This is a genomic window from uncultured Parasphingorhabdus sp. (genome assembly GCF_963677535.2).
In the GTDB taxonomy this organism is placed as follows: Bacteria; Pseudomonadota; Alphaproteobacteria; order Sphingomonadales; family Sphingomonadaceae; genus Parasphingorhabdus.
Window position 1 is genome coordinate 1450255 of sequence record NZ_CAXXUT010000003.1, and the last position, 16336, is coordinate 1466590.

The 16336-nt window shown below is 57.1% G+C and carries 16 protein-coding genes; 6 read left to right on the forward strand and 10 right to left on the reverse strand.

Translation table 11 applies throughout. From position 1 onward, the window contains the following. Positions 1 to 87: 87 nt before the first annotated feature. The 6 genes from ACHZCJ_RS14050 to ACHZCJ_RS14075 form a co-directional block, all read right to left on the reverse strand. Positions 88 to 1116, reverse strand: a complete 1029-nt coding sequence (locus tag ACHZCJ_RS14050) for a LacI family DNA-binding transcriptional regulator (protein WP_321327122.1) — start codon at positions 1114 to 1116, stop codon at positions 88 to 90. Between the two features lie 402 nt (positions 1117 to 1518). Continuing rightward, entirely contained in the window at positions 1519 to 2694 is a 1176-nt protein-coding gene (locus ACHZCJ_RS14055; protein ID WP_321327123.1) for a CaiB/BaiF CoA-transferase family protein, read from the reverse strand. Further along, a complete protein-coding gene (locus ACHZCJ_RS14060; RefSeq protein ID WP_321327126.1) occupies positions 2691 to 3623 on the reverse strand; it encodes a hydroxymethylglutaryl-CoA lyase in 933 nt (310 codons plus the stop codon). The genes ACHZCJ_RS14055 and ACHZCJ_RS14060 overlap by 4 nt, the downstream gene beginning before the upstream one ends. Beyond that, a complete protein-coding gene (gene leuD / locus ACHZCJ_RS14065; RefSeq protein WP_321327128.1) occupies positions 3620 to 4237 on the reverse strand; it encodes a 3-isopropylmalate dehydratase small subunit in 618 nt (205 codons plus the stop codon). Before leuD ends, ACHZCJ_RS14060 begins: the two co-directional genes overlap by 4 nt. Further along, on the reverse strand, positions 4237 to 5616 hold the full coding sequence (locus tag ACHZCJ_RS14070) for a 3-isopropylmalate dehydratase large subunit (RefSeq protein WP_321327130.1): 1380 nt from the start codon (positions 5614 to 5616) through the stop codon (positions 4237 to 4239). The genes leuD and ACHZCJ_RS14070 overlap by 1 nt, the downstream gene beginning before the upstream one ends. Beyond that, positions 5613 to 6986: an alpha/beta fold hydrolase gene (locus ACHZCJ_RS14075; RefSeq protein WP_321327131.1), complete on the reverse strand. Its 1374-nt coding sequence runs from the start codon at positions 6984 to 6986 to the stop codon at positions 5613 to 5615. Before ACHZCJ_RS14075 ends, ACHZCJ_RS14070 begins: the two co-directional genes overlap by 4 nt. A gap of 86 nt (positions 6987 to 7072) precedes the next feature. Here ACHZCJ_RS14075 and ACHZCJ_RS14080 point away from each other — a divergent pair, with 86 nt between their 5' ends. The 5 genes from ACHZCJ_RS14080 to ACHZCJ_RS14100 are packed head-to-tail and all read left to right on the forward strand — an operon-like array spanning position 7073 to position 12019. Next, a complete protein-coding gene (locus ACHZCJ_RS14080; RefSeq protein WP_321327132.1) occupies positions 7073 to 7753 on the forward strand; it encodes an isochorismatase family protein in 681 nt (226 codons plus the stop codon). Beyond that, complete coding sequence (locus tag ACHZCJ_RS14085; RefSeq protein ID WP_321327133.1) at positions 7750 to 8634, forward strand: polysaccharide deacetylase family protein; 885 nt, start codon at positions 7750 to 7752, stop codon at positions 8632 to 8634. The genes ACHZCJ_RS14080 and ACHZCJ_RS14085 overlap by 4 nt, the downstream gene beginning before the upstream one ends. Then, positions 8631 to 9554, forward strand: coding sequence for a polysaccharide deacetylase family protein (locus ACHZCJ_RS14090; protein WP_159645770.1), 924 nt, complete (start codon positions 8631 to 8633; stop codon positions 9552 to 9554). The genes ACHZCJ_RS14085 and ACHZCJ_RS14090 overlap by 4 nt, the downstream gene beginning before the upstream one ends. Then, complete coding sequence (locus ACHZCJ_RS14095; protein WP_321327134.1) at positions 9551 to 10993, forward strand: aldehyde dehydrogenase family protein; 1443 nt, start codon at positions 9551 to 9553, stop codon at positions 10991 to 10993. Before ACHZCJ_RS14090 ends, ACHZCJ_RS14095 begins: the two co-directional genes overlap by 4 nt. Positions 10994 to 10996: 3 nt before the next feature. Beyond that, positions 10997 to 12019 carry an NAD(P)-dependent alcohol dehydrogenase gene (locus ACHZCJ_RS14100; RefSeq protein WP_321327136.1) on the forward strand — a complete coding sequence of 341 codons (1023 nt, stop codon included), beginning with the start codon at positions 10997 to 10999 and terminating at the stop codon, positions 12017 to 12019. 97 nt (positions 12020 to 12116) lie between these two features. Here ACHZCJ_RS14100 and ACHZCJ_RS14105 read toward each other — a convergent pair whose 3' ends face one another. Then, positions 12117 to 12845, reverse strand: coding sequence for a hypothetical protein (locus tag ACHZCJ_RS14105; protein WP_321327137.1), 729 nt, complete (start codon positions 12843 to 12845; stop codon positions 12117 to 12119). Between the two features lie 109 nt (positions 12846 to 12954). On the opposite strand from ACHZCJ_RS14105, the gene ACHZCJ_RS14110 reads away from it, so the two are divergent. Beyond that, positions 12955 to 13647, forward strand: a complete 693-nt coding sequence (locus tag ACHZCJ_RS14110; RefSeq protein WP_321327139.1) for a hypothetical protein — start codon at positions 12955 to 12957, stop codon at positions 13645 to 13647. A 15-nt stretch (positions 13648 to 13662) separates the two neighbouring features. Here ACHZCJ_RS14110 and ACHZCJ_RS14115 read toward each other — a convergent pair whose 3' ends face one another. From ACHZCJ_RS14115 to ACHZCJ_RS14125, 3 genes are read right to left on the reverse strand one after another with little or no spacing between them, the layout of a single operon-like run. After that, a complete protein-coding gene (locus tag ACHZCJ_RS14115) occupies positions 13663 to 14025 on the reverse strand; it encodes a hypothetical protein (protein ID WP_321327140.1) in 363 nt (120 codons plus the stop codon). Further along, positions 14022 to 15254: a class I SAM-dependent methyltransferase gene (locus ACHZCJ_RS14120; RefSeq protein ID WP_321327142.1), complete on the reverse strand. Its 1233-nt coding sequence runs from the start codon at positions 15252 to 15254 to the stop codon at positions 14022 to 14024. Before ACHZCJ_RS14120 ends, ACHZCJ_RS14115 begins: the two co-directional genes overlap by 4 nt. Continuing rightward, positions 15251 to 16306: a nitrilase-related carbon-nitrogen hydrolase gene (locus tag ACHZCJ_RS14125; RefSeq protein ID WP_321327144.1), complete on the reverse strand. Its 1056-nt coding sequence runs from the start codon at positions 16304 to 16306 to the stop codon at positions 15251 to 15253. The genes ACHZCJ_RS14120 and ACHZCJ_RS14125 overlap by 4 nt, the downstream gene beginning before the upstream one ends. Positions 16307 to 16336 lie beyond the last annotated feature (30 nt).

Sequence of the window (16336 nt, forward strand, 5' to 3'; positions counted from 1 at the left end):
AGAAGAGCAGATAAATCTCGATGGATTGCCAGACGAGATTGAATCCCAATTCGCCGGCGGTGTAGCTCAGACGTTCGCGGCGTTTGATCACGGACGGCTGGCAGGCGGTGCCGTGGATTGCCGGATGATCAATTCGCAGGCGTGGGTTTCGAGATTATCATAAGTCTTGTTCTCTAGCTTCGCGATCAGCGCGTCGGTTGCGCTGCGGGCCATGTCATAGACTGGCTGGTGCACGGTAGTGATACGCGGCCAGACGATCTGCGCGATGGCGCTGTCATCAAATCCGGCGATTGAGACATCATCGGGTACGTTAAGGCCAAGGTCTCTTGCCGCCATGATAGCTGCGGCCGCCATGTCGTCGTTCTGGGCGAAAATCGCGGTTGGTCGGTCGGGCCGATCGAGCAATTTATGCGCCGCAGCAAGACCGGATTCATATGTATAATATCCCTGTTCCACGAGATCGGGCGAATGGGAGACACCCGCTGCCTTCAGTGCATCGAGAAATCCGTTCAGCCTAGCGCTACTGGAAGGATGGGCCGGGTCGCCTTTTATCACGCCAATACGGCGATGGCCGAGCTCTAGCAGATAGGCGGTCATCTTTCGCGACGCCTCGACACCATCGGTTGTCCGGCTAGGTCCAACTTCGAGAGATCCAGTAGGGGCAACGCGGGAAAAAGGGAAATTGTGACGGGTCAGTGCATCAAGCACCTCAGGATGATCGGAAGCGGGCGGGGTCAGGATCACTCCGTCCAGAGCGGCGGCTCGCAAGATGTTCATTATCTTGTCCGAGACCTTTGCCACCGATTCCACCGGCAGCACCAGCAGACGGTATTTTTCTCCATGCAGACGATCGAGAGCGCCGCGTTGCAGTTCCACCACATAGTCGGGGCTGGGATTCTCGTAGATCAGGCCGAGCAGGTAGGACCGGCGACCGACCAGTCCGCGTGCCATGATATTGGGATGATAGTCGAGTTCTTCCGCGGCTTTCAGAACCTTGTCGCGCAAGACTTTCCGGACATGGGGCTCGTCGTTAAAGACTCTGGAAACGGTCTTGATCGAGACATTTGCAGCCGTTGCGACATCAACAATCGTGGCCCGCTTTTTGGAGGCTGGCATTATTCGGATACACTCGTATTCATGCTAAGCACTAGTTCCATCACGCGGTGCCGATAGGGCATTTGGTTTTAGGCGGATTGTCGCAGATTTACAACAATATTGGCCTTGTTACACCTCCGGAAACAGAGCACGCCTTGCGGCGTGAAATAAGGAAGTGCGATCAAGCCGGACGAAGGAGGCGGGCAAGCCTTTTGCTTATATGGAGGGACGGCCTGAAATTATTTGTCTTTCCGATATGCGCCCTGACCGACTTCAGGGCCCGGCTAAAGCCAACGGTACCCGTTTAAAAAGCTGCAATTACCAGGAACGAATTGCTGTGTCAGGTTATGGGATTGGTCCATTTTGCAATGAACCGTTAAATGGCCATTTCAGATGCTCCAAATCAGCATGTCACTCGCAGCATCATTGGACCGCACCATTCGAGCGCAAGGTGGCGATCTGGTCGTCGGCAAAACCGAGGTCGAGCAGAATCGACGCGGTATCGGCACCCTCTTCCTTCAGTTTCGCCGGTGCCGAAGGGCGGCTGCCATTCATTTCGATCGGCAGGGCCGGGAGTTTTGTTTCGGTACCATTGGCTAGGGTCACGGCTTCCAGTCCGCCGCTTGCATTGAGATGCGGATCCTCAAACATGTCCTCTGGCCGGGCGATCTGCGCAAATGGCAGGCCGGTGCCATCGAGCAGGGCGATCAGATCGTCGCGTTTGTAGGTTGCAATTAGTTCGCGGATTTGCGGCATGATACGGTCGCGCGCCGCAACACGATTGTTATTTTCACGGATACTCTCGTCCGCCCAGAGTTCGTCGAGCGAGAAAAGCTTGCAGAATTTTTCCCACAGCGCATCGGTCACGACACCGATGAAAATGGGATCATCTTTTGTCTGGAATACATCATAGATCGCCCAGGCGGAAATACGCGCGGGCATCGGATCGGCGGCTTTGCCGGTTACCGCTTTCTGCGCCATATGCTGGCCGATCAAATAGACCGTGGTTTCGAACAACGAGCTTTGCACCTTCTGTCCTTTGCCGGTGCGATGCCGTTCCTCGACGGCGGAGAGAATTGCGATGACACCGAACATGCCTCCGGTGACGTCGATCACGCTGGAGCCGGCGCGCAGGGGCTGGCCCGGAGGGCCGGTCATATAGGCAAGACCGCCCATCATCTGGGCAACCTCGTCCAGCGCAGTGCGGTTTTCATAGGGACCCGGCAGGAAGCCCTTTTCCGAACAATAGATCAGACGATCATTGTCTTCGGACAGGCTATCATAGCCCAGTCCTAGCCGGTCCATCGCGCCCGGCCGGTAATTTTCAATCAAGATATCAGCCTCAGCGACCAGTTTTCTGGCGATATCCAGTCCCGCACTATCCTTGAGATTAAGCGCGATGCTCTGCTTGTGGCGGTTATACATCGGAAAATAGCCGGAGCCGGAACCGACGAGATTGCGCGTGCGATCGCCGCCGATCGGTTCGACGCGGACCACTTCCGCTCCCAGCGAAGCGAGAATCGCTCCGACCGTGGGGCCCATGACCATATGAGTGAATTCGATAACTTTCAGGCCTGCCAGAGGTGTCGGTTGGGTCATGCTGCTGCTTTCGTAAATCCAAGAGGGAGGCCGGCGTCGGGTGTGAAGCCGTATAAGGGTTCGCCGGGAAGGGCTTCGGCGACGATGTCGCGGACCTTCAGAAGTTTTTTCAGATCGATGCCGGTATCAATGCCCATGGCTTCCAGCATGAAGACCAGGTCTTCCGTCACGATATTGCCAGATGCGCCCGGGGCGAACGGACAGCCGCCGAGTCCGCCAAGCGAGCTGTCAAACGTGGTGATCCCTTCTGCCAGACCCGCCATGACATTTGCGAGACCGAGGCCACGGGTATTGTGGAGATGCAGCGTATTGAGCTTATCGTCTCCAATCGCCGCCTTTACCTTGCGCACCAGTCTTGTCACCTGCGCGGGATTGGCATAGCCGGTGGTGTCCGACAGGCCGCATTCGGCAACACCGGCCTCCATGGCGGCGACTGCGAGGCGGACGATCTGGTCATCGGGAAGGGGCCCCTCCAGCGTGCAGCCGAAAGCGGTAGACAGGCCAACTTCAAAATGCGGCCGCGCGCCTTCCGGCTGTTGCGCCACCAGACCGGCAATCGCCTTGATCTCGGCTAGCATCGCGGCATGATCCTTGCGGACATTCTTGATCGAGTGGGTCTCCGACATGGAAAAAGGGATGGAAATCTTGTCAGCGCCACAAGCGATGGCGCGTTCGGCTCCTTTAAGGTTCGGAACCAGAGCGACAACATCAAGATCGGGAATTGTCTTCGCGAAGGCGACAATTTCCGCCGTATCGGCCATTTGTGGAAGCAAGGCGGGCGGGACGAAGCTGCCAACCTCGATTTCCGAAACGCCGGCTTCGGCTTCGGCCTTGATCCACGCTTTTTTCGCATCCGTCGCCATTACGCAGTCCACGCTTTGCAAGCCGTCGCGCGGACCCACTTCGCTGATTGTCACGGATTGGGTCATGTATTTGCTCCTAAATATATCCACGGGCGGGCGCTGCGGTCCGCATCCTGCCATGTGCTAATATCGTCAGCCAGTTTCAGACTGAGATCGATCGCGTCCAGCCCTTCCAGCAACATAGCCTTGGCTTCTTCCTCGATCGGGAAGGTCCAGCTCTGGCCACTGGCAATGCTGATGGTCCGGGCTTGCAGATCGATGGTGACCGGCGCACCTGACCGTTCAACGGCTGTTATAGCAGCGGAATCCAGCACCGCCGGCAATATGCCGTTGCGCACGCAGTTTCCGGCGAAAATAGGGGCGAAACTTTGCGCAATCACCGCGCGGAAGCCATATTCGGCGAGCGCCCAGACGGCGTGTTCGCGGCTCGATCCAGAACCGAAATTGGCGCCGCCCAATATGATTGTGCTATCGGCATAGACCGGATCATTCATGACGAATTCGGGATCGGGCTCGCGCCCGCCGATCTCCTTGTAGCGCCAGCCGGCAAATAGTCCGTCGGCCAGACCGGTCTTGCCGGTGCTTTTCATCTCGCGGGAGGGAATGATCTGATCGGTGTCGATATTGTCGCGGATCAGCGGCATCGGCAGGGAAGTCAGGATAGTGAAAGGTTCGGCCATCAGATCAGTTCCCCCGGATCCGCAATCATGCCGGCGATAGCGCTCGCAACCACCGTTTCGGGACTGGCGATATGGGTTCTGACATTCGGCCCCTGCCGGCTTTCGAAATTGCGGTTGGTCGTCGAGATCACCCGCGATCCCGCGGCAAAACTTTCGCCGCCCGCATAAAAGCACATGGAACAGCCGCTTTCGCGCCATTCAAATCCGGCATTCTCGAATATCAGGTCCAAGCCTTCCGCTTCCGCTTCGCGTTTGACCCGGGAAGATCCCGGAACGCAAATCGCTTTAACCCCATCGGCAATTTCCCGTCCCTGCAATAGGGCTGCAGCGCGGCGCAAGTCGGACAGGCGGCTGTTGGTGCAACTGCCGATAAAAGCAGCGTCGATGGGCACGCCCTTGATTGCCTGGCCTCTGGCAAGACCGATATAGTCGAGCGGCGCTGCTTCGGCATCATCGGGAACCACAGCATCTATGCCAATGGTTTGGCCTGGATTGGTTCCCCAGCTGACCATCGGCGTGATAGAGCTCGCGTCAATTTCGATCTCCTGATCGAAGACTGCGCCGGCATCGCTGCCCAGCTCCTGCCAGCTTGCCAAGGCCTGTCGCCATTGTGTGCCTTCGGGGGCGTAGCGGCGGCCTTCGAGATAATCGAACGTTTGCTTGTCTGGCGCGATGAAGCCGGACATCGCAGAAAATTCGGTTGCCATATTGCAGAGAGTCATCCGCCCTTCCATATCGAGCGCCAAAACCGCTTCGCCGGCAAACTCCACAGCATGGCCCTTGCCGCCCGCAGCGCCATATTGCGCCAGCAGCGTCAATATCATGTCTTTGGGCGTGATGCCTTTGTTCAACCGCCCGGTAAATCTGACCCGCATTGCCTTTGGCTTGCTCAACCGCAAAGTGCCGGTTGCCATGGCATGTTCCGCCTCCGACGACCCGATGCCCCACGCCAGTGCGCCAAAGGCCCCTTGCGTGCAGGTATGGCTGTCCGGTGCGATCAGGGTGCAGCCCGGTAGAACAATACCGAGCTCCGGCGAGATCACATGGACAATCCCCTGATCGGGATCATTCACGTCAAACAGCGTGATCCCCGCAGCCTTGGCCGCCGCTCTTGTCTCTGTGATAAAGGCCTGCCCCCCGGGCATAAGCGTCTGGTCTGTCCGCCCCGGCCGGGTATCAACGATATGATCGGTGACAGCGAAAACCCGGGATGGATCGGCCACCTTGCGTCCCGCCTCAGCCAAGGAATTCAGTGCAGCGGCACCTGTCCGCTCATGCAAAAACACCCGGTCGATCGCGACAAGCGCGCTCCCTCCGGGCAATTCGGCGACCACATGGCTGTCCCACAGCTTGTCAAACAGGGTTCGTTCGCCGGTCATGATCGACTCTCCAGCGCCAGATGATAGGCTTTGGCCGAGCGAGCGTTCAGCAGCGCCAGATGGTCTAGCGCCAGTTGATCCGGTGCCAGACTTTCCGGAGCAAAGGAAAGCGCATGAGCGGCATTGGCTTCATACCAGGGTTCAAACAGCCTGCGCGCGCGCGCAATCTGCCAGGCGATGGTCAGATAATTGCCAAATCGATCTGGCGACAGGTCCGGGTAAAGTTTCTCGGGATCGCCTTTCGGCAATGCCGGAAAAATGCTTTCCGACGCATCGAAATGGTACAAGCAGGCATTGACAACGGCCTGCCACGATTGCCAGTCCGTTGGTGCATCATCCATCCAGTCATCCGACAGCCCGTGCCCCGGCAGGTCGATATGGATGGCTCGGCCATCCTCGTTATTGCAGCCACTATCCTGACCGGGAGCGTGCAACTGGAGCCGATCTGCACCGCGGTCACCGTGCCAATGCAACAGCCCGTTGAACAATTTTGTCTCGATATGAATGAAGCCTTCGTCCTGCGTCTCGTTCAGATGCGCGGCTTCCGGTGTTTCGCTTTGCCGCAAATGCGCCAGACTGGCCGTCTGATGTTCCTCCGGCGTGGCAAACTTGCGGGTGGACCATGACGAAGGCATAGTGCCGAGGCGGTCGAGATGTGCTTGTAGCGGGTCGCCGTCATAGGCGCTGATCAGGCATGGCGGCACATCCGCATTGACCGCGGGTATGTCGTTTGCTGCGCGCAGGACGGCACCATAGCCAGCCTGATAGGCGTTGCCCGCGTAGAGCATTTCCCGAACGATCAGATCGATTCGCTGTGGGTCGTCATTGGCAACCGAAAGGCGGTGATTGTCGTCCGCGGCAAACCACGGGAAAAACCAGGTCTGTTCCAAAATCCGGTTCCACAGCCAGATCAGATGTTCGCCATATTTTGATGGATGAAACTCCGGTAGATATTTCTCGCCGAACAGTTTCTGCTCTTCAGGCGTCCAGATCGCATAGCCGCCAATTGCCAGTGTCGTGAAGCGATTCGCATGACGTTTCAGGGCCGATACGAGGATGATCCCGCCGCTGTGGAAGCCGTATGCGGCACATTTTTTTACGCCCAGCGTGTCGAGAAATTCCACCAGCGCATCCGCATATTCATCGATTTCAGGACGGCCATGCAGAGAATCGGATTGCCCGAATCCCGGCGTATCAGGCGCGATACAGGTGAAATGACTTGCCCATTTTTGCATCAGGGGCTCATATTCTTTCGAGCTGCGGGGGCTCTGATGTACCATGAGCAATGGTGGCCCAACACCTGCCACGCGATAATGAACGCGACGTTTGGTGCCGTTGGTTACGATGTCTATAAAATGGCGTGTGATCATAAATCCTAATTTGTCCGGACAAATATGTCTCGACAAGCTTTTTCTTCTGATTAAGATGCTTTTTCCGATCCTGGAGTAGAAAGACAATGACGCTTATTGGTACAAAAATGGTCGAAGATGGTCGCACAGCGAGAGAAATTTTCGAGGAACTTATCGCCAACCCGGCACGCAAGAAATTTGGTTTCGGCGAAAAGCTCGCAATCGTGAATGTCGATGTGCAACAGGCTTATACCCGCACTGACATGTTCAAGACTGCCTACGAAACCGATCCGAAGCAGATCGATTATATCAATCAGATCTCGGCTGGCGCGCGGGCGAAGGGCATGCCGGTGATCTGGAGTCGGGTGGCCTATAAGGATGATGCTGCAGATGCCGGTATTTGGGGAACGCGCACCGATACCGAAGACTCGCTGCAAAATATCAAATATGACAGCGAGCGGCACAAGCTGGATCCGCGTTGCGACGTCGGTGCCGATGATCTGCAATATACCAAGCGGATGCCAAGCGCCTTTTTCGAAACGCCGCTGGCGAGCTATCTTGTCTGGCACAAGGTCGATACGGTTGTGGTCACTGGCGGTTCCACGTCGGGGTGCGTCCGGGCAACGGCGGTGGACGCGCTTAGCCATGGCTACCGCACAATCGTGCCGATCGAAACCTGCGCGGACAAACACGAAAGCTACCATTTCGCCAATCTCACCGATTTGCAGCTCAAATATGCCGATGTCGAGCCGGTGCAGACGGTGATCGACTGGCTGGAGGGACGATGAGCAACGCACAAAAAGCCGATCCCGGCCTCTACGATTATCTGCCCTACCGGAACCGGCCGGCGATTGAATGGCCGGATGGCAAAACCTGTGCGGTATGGGTGGCGCCCAATCTGGAATTTTACGAGCTGGATCCGGCGGTCAACCCGCACCGCAAAAGCTGGGCCAAGCCACATCCCGATGTGGTTGGCTACGCCCACCGCGACCATGCGAACCGCGTGTCGCACTGGCGTATGGCCGAGATGATGACAAAACACGGGTTTCCCGGATCGGTCAGTCTTTCGGTGGCGCTTTGCGATCATATCCCGGAAGTCGTCGAGGATGCCCGCCAGCGCGGCTGGGAGTTTTTCAGCCATGGCATTTACAACACCCGTTACAGCTACGGTATGGACGAAGCGCAGGAACGCGCAATTATCGAGGACAGTATAGCAACGGTAGAACGCGCAACCGGTCAGCGGATCAGGGGCTGGCTGGCGCCGGCGCTGACCCATACCCCGCGCACGCTCGACCTGATCGCCGAATATGGACTCGACTATACCTGCGATCTCTATCACGACGATCAGCCGACCGATGTGAAGGTGAAGTCGGGCAACCTGACCGCCATTCCCTATAGTCTGGAGGTCAATGACCATTATGGCTTCTTCATTTATAATATGTCACCGCGCGAATATGCTGATACGCTGATCCGTCAATATGACCGGCTGGCCGATGACGGCGCGCAGTCGGGAACGGTCATGTGCATTCCGCTGCACAGCTATCTGATCGGGCAGCCCCACCGCATAGGGGCGTTTGAATCCGTGCTCGAACATATTGCCGCGGATGGCCGGGCCTGGATCACGAGAGCAGGCGATATCGTTGACCGTTTCCGGGAGCAGATAGCATGAGCCTCGATCCAGCATATCTGGAATATCCCAAACGCCGTCGCGGGATGGACCATGACTATTATCCCTATTCAAATTTTTTCGAGCGCAAACCGCTGCAATGGCCGGATGCCAAGAAACTGCTGGTCTGGCCGGTCATCAGTCTTGAATATTTTCCGATGGTTCCGAGTGACGATCCGTTCCGGGCGCCGGGGCATATGCAGACCGCCTATCCCGACTATCGGCACTATACCGCGCGGGAATATGGTACGCGCATCGGCATCTACCGGCTGCTCGGAGCATTTGAAAAGGTCGGGGCGCGGATATCCGTTGCAATCAACAGTGTCATTGCCGAACGCTATCCCGAGCTCATCAGGGATATCGTGGCCGGCGGGCATGAGATTATCGCGCACAGTACCGATATGAACGGTACCATCGCCAGCGGCATGGACGTGGCAGAAGAACGTATCCTGATCATTCGCTCGCTCGACGCACTGGAAAAAGCAACCGGAACGCGTCCGCGTGGCTGGCTTTCGATTGCACGGTCACAGAGTTTCCATACCGCGAGGCTGCTGGTAGAAGCGGGCGTCGATTACATGTGCGACTGGGTGAATGATGAATTGCCTTACGCTTTCCAAACCGAAGCGGGCCCGATTACCAATCTGCCGCTCAACCATGAACTGTCCGATCGCCAGATCATCAACGTCCAGCAACAGTCCGTCGACAGCTATACACAACAGATGACCGACGCGGCCAACTGGCTGATCGGCGAAGCGGAGACGTCTGGCGGACGGATGATGCCGATGCATCTGACCCCCTATATCATGGGATTGCCCTACCGCATTGCCGCGTTCGAAAGATTGATTGCAGACTTTGCCGAACGCCCGGACATCGGGTTTTCCCGCGGCGACACGATAATTGACAATTGGGACGCACAACAATGAAGATACGTAACCCCCGCACCGGTGAGCTGGACTATCAAATCCAGCCGATGGATGCTCAGGACGTGGCTGCCGCAGCAGCTCGCCTCCGCACTAATCAGCCTGCATGGGCCGCTATGCCGATTGCCGAACGCAGCGCGATCATGCTGCGCTGGGCCGATGCGATCGAGAAACATGCAGGCGCAATCATTGAGCAGCTGACAATCGATACCGGCAGGGCCGGAATATCTGCGATGGAGGTCGGCGGTGTGCCGGGCACCATCCGGCGCTGGGCGGCACAAGCTCCCGATATAATCGCTAATCATTCTCCGATGGATGTTCCATCATCCAATCCGACAATCGTCAACAGCACGCGGCTGGTTCCTTTTCCGCTGTTCGGGGCAATCGCACCCTGGAACTTCCCGATGACGCTCAGCACCATCGATGCCATCCCGGCGCTCTTTGCCGGCTGTGCAGCGCTTATAAAGCCGTCTGAAATCACTCCGCGATTCGTCGAACCGCTCAAGGCAAGCATTGCCGAGGTGCCCGAACTGGAGAAGATACTGGAAATCATCGTTGGCGACGCCGCAACGGGACAGGCGCTGGTCGCCAACGTCGATTATGTGTGCTTTACCGGTTCTGTAGCAACTGGCCGGAAAGTCGCCGTGGCGGCGGCCGAAGCTTTTATCCCGGCCAATCTCGAACTGGGCGGCAAGGATCCGATGCTCATTCTGGCCAGTGCAGATCCTGTCGAGGCAGCGAAAACCGCATTGCGGGCAAGCATATTGGCGACGGGGCAGGCCTGCCAGTCGATCGAACGGCTCTATGTGGCTCGGCCGATCTATGACAAGTTTCTCGCAACGCTGGTCGCGGAAGCAGAGAAGGTGCGGCTCAACTATCCCGATATAAATCAGGGTGAAATCGGACCGTTCATATTTGCGCCGCAAGGGCAGAAGATTGCCGAACAACTCGCCGAAGCGGAATCAAAAGGCGCGCGGATATTGACCGGCGGAACAGTCGAAATACTGGGCGGCGGGACCTATTTGCGTCCGACCGTGCTCGCGGATGTCACGCCAGACATGGCCGTTGTCCGTGAAGAGAGTTTCGGACCCGTGCTACCGGTGATCCCGTTTGATGACGTCGGCAACGCGATCGCGCAGGCCAATGATTCCATCTATGGACTGTCCGCCGCTGTGCTGGCGGGAACAGCCGAAGAGGCCGAAAAAGTCGGCGCACGGCTGGAAGCGGGCGCCATTTCGATTAACGACGGTTCCATGACCGCGATGGTCTGGGATGCCGAGAATTCGAGTTTCAAGATGTCGGGTATGGGCCCCTCGCGCATGGGGGAAAGCGGGATCACCCGCTTTTTCCGTAAACAGGCGTTCATGCGCCAGACGGCGGAGCCGGCGCGAATTCAGGATTTTTCCGAGAATAAGTTTGCGGCTTTGCGCAAAGGAGCATGATCTATGAAGGTTTGGGAAATTGGCGGGCGCACCGGGATTGAAGGATTGCGTATGGCGGAGCGGACCGACCCGGTAGCCGGCCTTGGCGAAATATGTCTCCGGGTGACAGCAACGGGTCTCAATCACCGCGATCTCATGGTGTTACGTGGCGACTATGGCAGCGATCTGCCTCCGCATCGCATTCCCCTGTCCGACGGTGTGGGCGTGGTCGAAGCCGTTGGGGAAGATGTTTCACAATTCCAGGTCGGTGATAGGGTGATTGCGCCGCATTTCGTCAACTGGATCGACGGTCCCTACAATTATGCTATTTTTGCGGCCGATCTGGGCGTCACTGCCGATGGCTGGCTGGCCGAGAAAATAACCCTGCCAGCCAGTGCGGCGATAAGATTGCCCACGGAGGTCGACGAGCAGACGGCCGCGTCACTGGCGGTTGTCGCGGGCACGGTGTGGCACGCGATGGTGGCATTCGGTGCGGTCGAACCGGGAGAGCTGGTGCTCGCCCAGGGGACGGGCGGCGTGTCGATTTTTGCACTGCAGCTGGCAAAGGCTCTCGGTGCCGAATTCGCGATCACATCATCCAGTGAGGAAAAACTGGCGCGGGCGAAGGAAATGGGGGCCGACTATGTCATCAACTATCGCGATCGACCGGACTGGGCAGCCGCAATGCTCGAACAGACCGAAGGCCGTGGTGCCGACGTCGTCGTCGACACGCTGGGCTTTCCGGCCCTGGGCGAGACGGTGGCAGCTACGGCGGTCAATGGTCGTATTGGCACGTTGGGCGCCCTGTCTGGTACACCGCAGGCTACCGCCAGCGCCAGTCAGGGCGCAATGATCGGCAAGAATATAACGATCAAGGGACTCGCTTCTGGCAGCCGGGCGATGACGGCCGCAGCGGTGGCCGTTGTCGCGAAACATGGCATTCGCAATCCCGTGGACCGGGAATTCTCCTTCGGTGATGCGCCGGACGCATTCCATCATCTGGAAAGCGGTTCGCATTTCGGCAAAATTCTGATCCGCATGGACTGATCGCCCGGTTGCGGTGGCGGGACGGGAGCAAAGGCATCAGGTCTTGTCCGGTGATGATGAGGAACCGGCAGAATATAATCTCTCGCGAGGTCGCTGTTCAGCGCTTCAGATCCACCAGTTCATACCAGGTCATCATATAGCCGCCGACCCCGCCCTGGACAAAGATGCCATCCTCGTCGTCGGTGATCCAGACGTCGTAGGGCGGGTGTTCGCCGGCCATGCCGCCCGTTCCCGGAATGATACTGGCATCATCGACAAATTGCAGATGCTTGCAGGCAAAGGTTCCGGCTGCCACCGTCACTTCTTCCTTGCCCAGATAGACGGCGCCGATCTTCACCTGCGCGATTTGCGGCGGCGTTGCGCCGCGATGATCGGGGGAGGGTAAATAACAATTGAGCAGTCGCTTATCCTGCGTCTCCCAGTCCTGAAGGGCAAGCATATAGCCGTCGGAAACGATGGGATGGGTGCCAAAGCCGGTTAGCGGCAGCTGCGCTTCCACCCGCTGCGAGAGGCGACCGATCGAGGGGCCGTAACTTTCCATCTCGATATGGCTGCCATCAAAACGCATCCAGCCGGACCCCATGAAAGCATCGCCGACCGTCAGCCGGACATGCAGGTCCATCGGCTGGCCCTTTTCATCGAGCGCATAGATGATGTCGCGCATGACCGTCGGCTCCGGTTCGTAAATTTCGCAATGTGCGCGCATCGTCACCTTGCCGTCCCCATGGCGCGTGAACATGAATGTCTCAAAGCCACGGTTCTGGCCCTGCATTTCCGGTTTGCGTGAGGTATATTCGAGGCGCCCTTCGATGATGCGATGCTTCATAACAATTTCTCCTTGTTTTTGTCATGCCAGCCGATTATTCGCTTGCCAAGAGGAATTTGTCCGGACAAATTGCCAAATCCTTTTGAGCGACAGATTGGGGGCGCAGGCTATGGAATTTCTGACCGTGAATGAACTGAGCATTTTACGCTGGGTACATATTCTGGCGATGGTATATTGGCTCGGCGGGGAATGGGGTGTGTTCCAGACCAGCTATAACGTCACAAACCGCAATCTTTCTCTCGAAGAGCGCAAGCGGCACATGGAAACCGCCTACCGCATCGACATATTGGCGCGCACCGGCATTGTTCTGTTGCTTCCGCTGGGTCTTCACATGGGCAAGCTTTATGGCTTTGTACCCCTGCTTGAAGGTGCCGGTATCTGGTGGATGTGGTTGTTCTTTGCGATCTGGCTGGCGATGACCTGGACGGCATTTATCAAACGCGAGACCGATATCGGGATCACCGTTACCATGCTCGAGGAAAAATTGCGCTATCCCTTGATTCTCGGGTTGTTCGTCGTTTCGTTCATGGCCTTCCAAGGCGCTGGACCGATTGAATCGGGTGAAGGAAACCACTGGTATCCGGCCAAAATGGCACTTTATGCCTTCGCACTCTGTATAGGTCTGTTCCTGCGGCTCGTCATGCGGCGCTGGACAGAACGGTTCCGGATATTGGCCCAGGGCCCGGATGCGGTGCAGGAAGCTGCACTCGAAAGAGAAATCGCCCAGGCGCGTATTTCCGCCTATATCTACTGGATTACAATTTCCGGTGTATGCTTCCTCGGAGCCGTAAAGCCCTTCTAGAAGATCGCCGGGCGCTCAGATTTTCCTGAGTTCCCGGCTGATGTCTTCCACCGGCGGCTCGGCCTGCCGCAGCTCATCTACCATCTGGTGCGGGCCGCGCATGACACGGTAGATATATTCGCGGATCATCGCGCCGCGCTCATAGGCGGCCTGCTTGTCCGGGACATAGTTTTCGATATCGTCCCGCGAAATCGCGCCCTTGGTTTCCAGCAACCGTTCGACCGTGTCCATCCGTTCGCGCAGCACCGAAACCTCACCGACCACCGCCATCAGGATTGACAGCATTCTGTCGTCTTCGGGGTTCGCAAAATATTCAGGTCGCTTGCCCTTGGCCTTTTTGTTGGCTGCCGCCATCCAGTCAAATGCTGCGTCGCTCACTCTGCTGCCTCCTGCATTTCGTTTGAATTTTTCCAGGCCCCATAGGCATGCCAGTAGGCAGCACGGCCGTGGTCCTCGTCTTCACCGGTAGGTGCTTCAGGAAAAATGTCCCGGTCAACAACGGCGCGCACACCGGTTTCGAATAGTTCCCCGGCACTGAAACCTGCAGCAACCATTTCCTCCTTCATGTCGAGCGAATGCATCGATGACCAAAAGGGTTCGTTATTGTTGAACGCATCCCAGTCGCGCAGAAATTGCTCGAACAAAGGCATACCTTCATGATATTCCGGCTGTTCGAGATGCAGCATCAACCCGTCGTCGGCGAGCACACGATAGCCTTCGGAGAGTATTCTCGGGAGTGATTTGCCGCTGGTTTCGTGCAGGAACATCGTTGTCTGTACCCAATCGAACGTTCCATCGTCCCAGCGCGACAGATCTTCGGCGTTTGCCTGGATGAATCTGATGTTGGTCGCGCCCAGAGATTGGGCCCGTGCATGCGCGTAGCGCAGAATCGGTGCGGCGGTATCGATCGCAATAAATTCGCAGTTCGGGAATGCCAGCGCTAGCGGCACGATATTATGACCGACGGTGCAGCCGATATCGAGCATGCGGCGTGGCTCCCAGCCCGGACGGGTCTTCCTGATCCACTCGACCAATGCCTGCCCGCCGCCATCGGAGAGCGCCCCGAGGCCACCCGCGGTGGTGGCAAAAATTCCGCAATCATAGTTTGCACCCGCGGAAATATCTCCGGGATGCTCTTCGCCATGATAGCTGCCGGGCATGCAATGGATGTCGACCGCACTCTGATAGCGGGGAACCTCGATTTCGGGATGTAGCTCCAGCGTCTCGCGGCCTTCGTTATACTGCCGCGCCTTTGCGTTGAGCTCGTCGATCTGGCGCAAAACCATTGCCCGCCCGTTTTGCTGACGCATCTCCATGGAATTCCGTTTCAGGGCAGACCAGAATTGATGGAACGGGTCTTCATTCATCGCACGCCGGATCTCAAACCGGTCTTTCGGCTCGCGGCCATGCTCTTTCTCGAACTTTGGCAACACGCGGAGGTCATAAGCGAGCTTGTTGCCGGGCGAGAGCGCACCGGACATGAATTTGTTGAAATTGGCGAGAAAATCAAAACGCGCACTTTCATCATGTGATGCTATCGGCGACACGCCATGTCGCGCGACAGCGTTATAGGGAGGGGCTACATCGAGCTTGCTGTTATCACTCATATCAGGTCATCCTTGATCATGCGTTCAATCACCTCTTCCTGGGCCCGCAGAAAATAGTCGCGGTCAGGAATTTGCGCATTTCCGTCTTTCATCAGACCATTTGCGCCTTGTATCCGTATTTCTCCATAAGTTGCAGCAAAGAGCTCCAGCCTCTGGCGAGCGAGAAAATTGGTCATTGCCGGCTTGCGGCGTGCGGCGCGCAGGGCGCCGAGATCAATGTCGGCGAAGGCGGTAAAGGTTTCGCCGCTGTTGGATTCGGAGAGTATTCTGCCTTTATAGTCCACGACCATGCTATTGCCGTCGGCCGACGCGAGGGGAAGCGTGGTATTTTCTATCCCGGCGGTATTGGCCGAAATCACATAGGCCATATTCTCCTGCGCTCTTGCCCGCTTGCCGATATCCTTGGGCGTGTCGAGCGGCGAGCCGATTTCCGAGCTGCTGTGGACGAAGATTTCCGCTCCGCGCAACGCGTGCGCACGGGCAATTTCCGGATAGAGAATTTCCTCAGAGGCGATGGCGGCCAGATTGCCGATTTCGGTTCTGGCGACCGGGAATACGCCGTCCAGTCCATAAATATCGAGATATTTCGACCACACATCATGCGGGGTAGGAGCGAACATGGAATTCAGGCGGCGGTAGCGCAATACCACATCTCCGGATGGCGCTATTATGAAGCTGGCCTGAAAGTAGATACCGGGAAAATTCCTGTCCACTTCATAGGCATTTCCTGCAATGAACATTTGCAATCGCTGGGCCATCGCACCGAGCGCTTCATATTCCGGCCCGTCTACTTCCAGCGCTGCTTTGTCGGCAAAATCGGGAATGGAAATGCGCCCGGGATAGCTGGTCAGCAAATATTCCGGCAATACGGCGAGTTTGACCGGGCTGCCGGCATATTGCTGGATGAAAATCGTCGCGGAACGGATCTTGCTTTCAATTTCCGTTATCATCGCCATCATCTGTGCGCGCGCTGCTGTCTTGTCGGGTGCCTTTTCCACGGATCGTGCAGCAAGCTGCATGGCGACGGCGGCATAGGTTTTCATATCTGTCATATCTTTTTCACTGTCATTCTTTCGTTCACT

Bases quoted from the DNA above. Each gene is read 5' to 3' on its own strand.
- ACHZCJ_RS14050 (WP_321327122.1), bottom strand. From the start codon at position 1,116: ATGCCAGCCTCCAAAAAGCGGGCCACGATTGTTGATGTCGCAACGGCT.
- ACHZCJ_RS14055 (WP_321327123.1), bottom strand. From the start codon at position 2,694: ATGACCCAACCGACACCTCTGGCAGGCCTGAAAGTTATCGAATTCACT.
- ACHZCJ_RS14060 (WP_321327126.1), bottom strand. From the start codon at position 3,623: ATGACCCAATCCGTGACAATCAGCGAAGTGGGTCCGCGCGACGGCTTG.
- leuD (WP_321327128.1), bottom strand. From the start codon at position 4,237: ATGGCCGAACCTTTCACTATCCTGACTTCCCTGCCGATGCCGCTGATC.
- ACHZCJ_RS14070 (WP_321327130.1), bottom strand. From the start codon at position 5,616: ATGACCGGCGAACGAACCCTGTTTGACAAGCTGTGGGACAGCCATGTG.
- ACHZCJ_RS14075 (WP_321327131.1), bottom strand. From the start codon at position 6,986: ATGATCACACGCCATTTTATAGACATCGTAACCAACGGCACCAAACGT.
- ACHZCJ_RS14080 (WP_321327132.1), top strand. From the start codon at position 7,073: ATGACGCTTATTGGTACAAAAATGGTCGAAGATGGTCGCACAGCGAGA.
- ACHZCJ_RS14085 (WP_321327133.1), top strand. From the start codon at position 7,750: ATGAGCAACGCACAAAAAGCCGATCCCGGCCTCTACGATTATCTGCCC.
- ACHZCJ_RS14090 (WP_159645770.1), top strand. From the start codon at position 8,631: ATGAGCCTCGATCCAGCATATCTGGAATATCCCAAACGCCGTCGCGGG.
- ACHZCJ_RS14095 (WP_321327134.1), top strand. From the start codon at position 9,551: ATGAAGATACGTAACCCCCGCACCGGTGAGCTGGACTATCAAATCCAG.
- ACHZCJ_RS14100 (WP_321327136.1), top strand. From the start codon at position 10,997: ATGAAGGTTTGGGAAATTGGCGGGCGCACCGGGATTGAAGGATTGCGT.
- ACHZCJ_RS14105 (WP_321327137.1), bottom strand. From the start codon at position 12,845: ATGAAGCATCGCATCATCGAAGGGCGCCTCGAATATACCTCACGCAAA.
- ACHZCJ_RS14110 (WP_321327139.1), top strand. From the start codon at position 12,955: ATGGAATTTCTGACCGTGAATGAACTGAGCATTTTACGCTGGGTACAT.
- ACHZCJ_RS14120 (WP_321327142.1), bottom strand. From the start codon at position 15,254: ATGAGTGATAACAGCAAGCTCGATGTAGCCCCTCCCTATAACGCTGTC.
- ACHZCJ_RS14125 (WP_321327144.1), bottom strand. From the start codon at position 16,306: ATGACAGATATGAAAACCTATGCCGCCGTCGCCATGCAGCTTGCTGCA.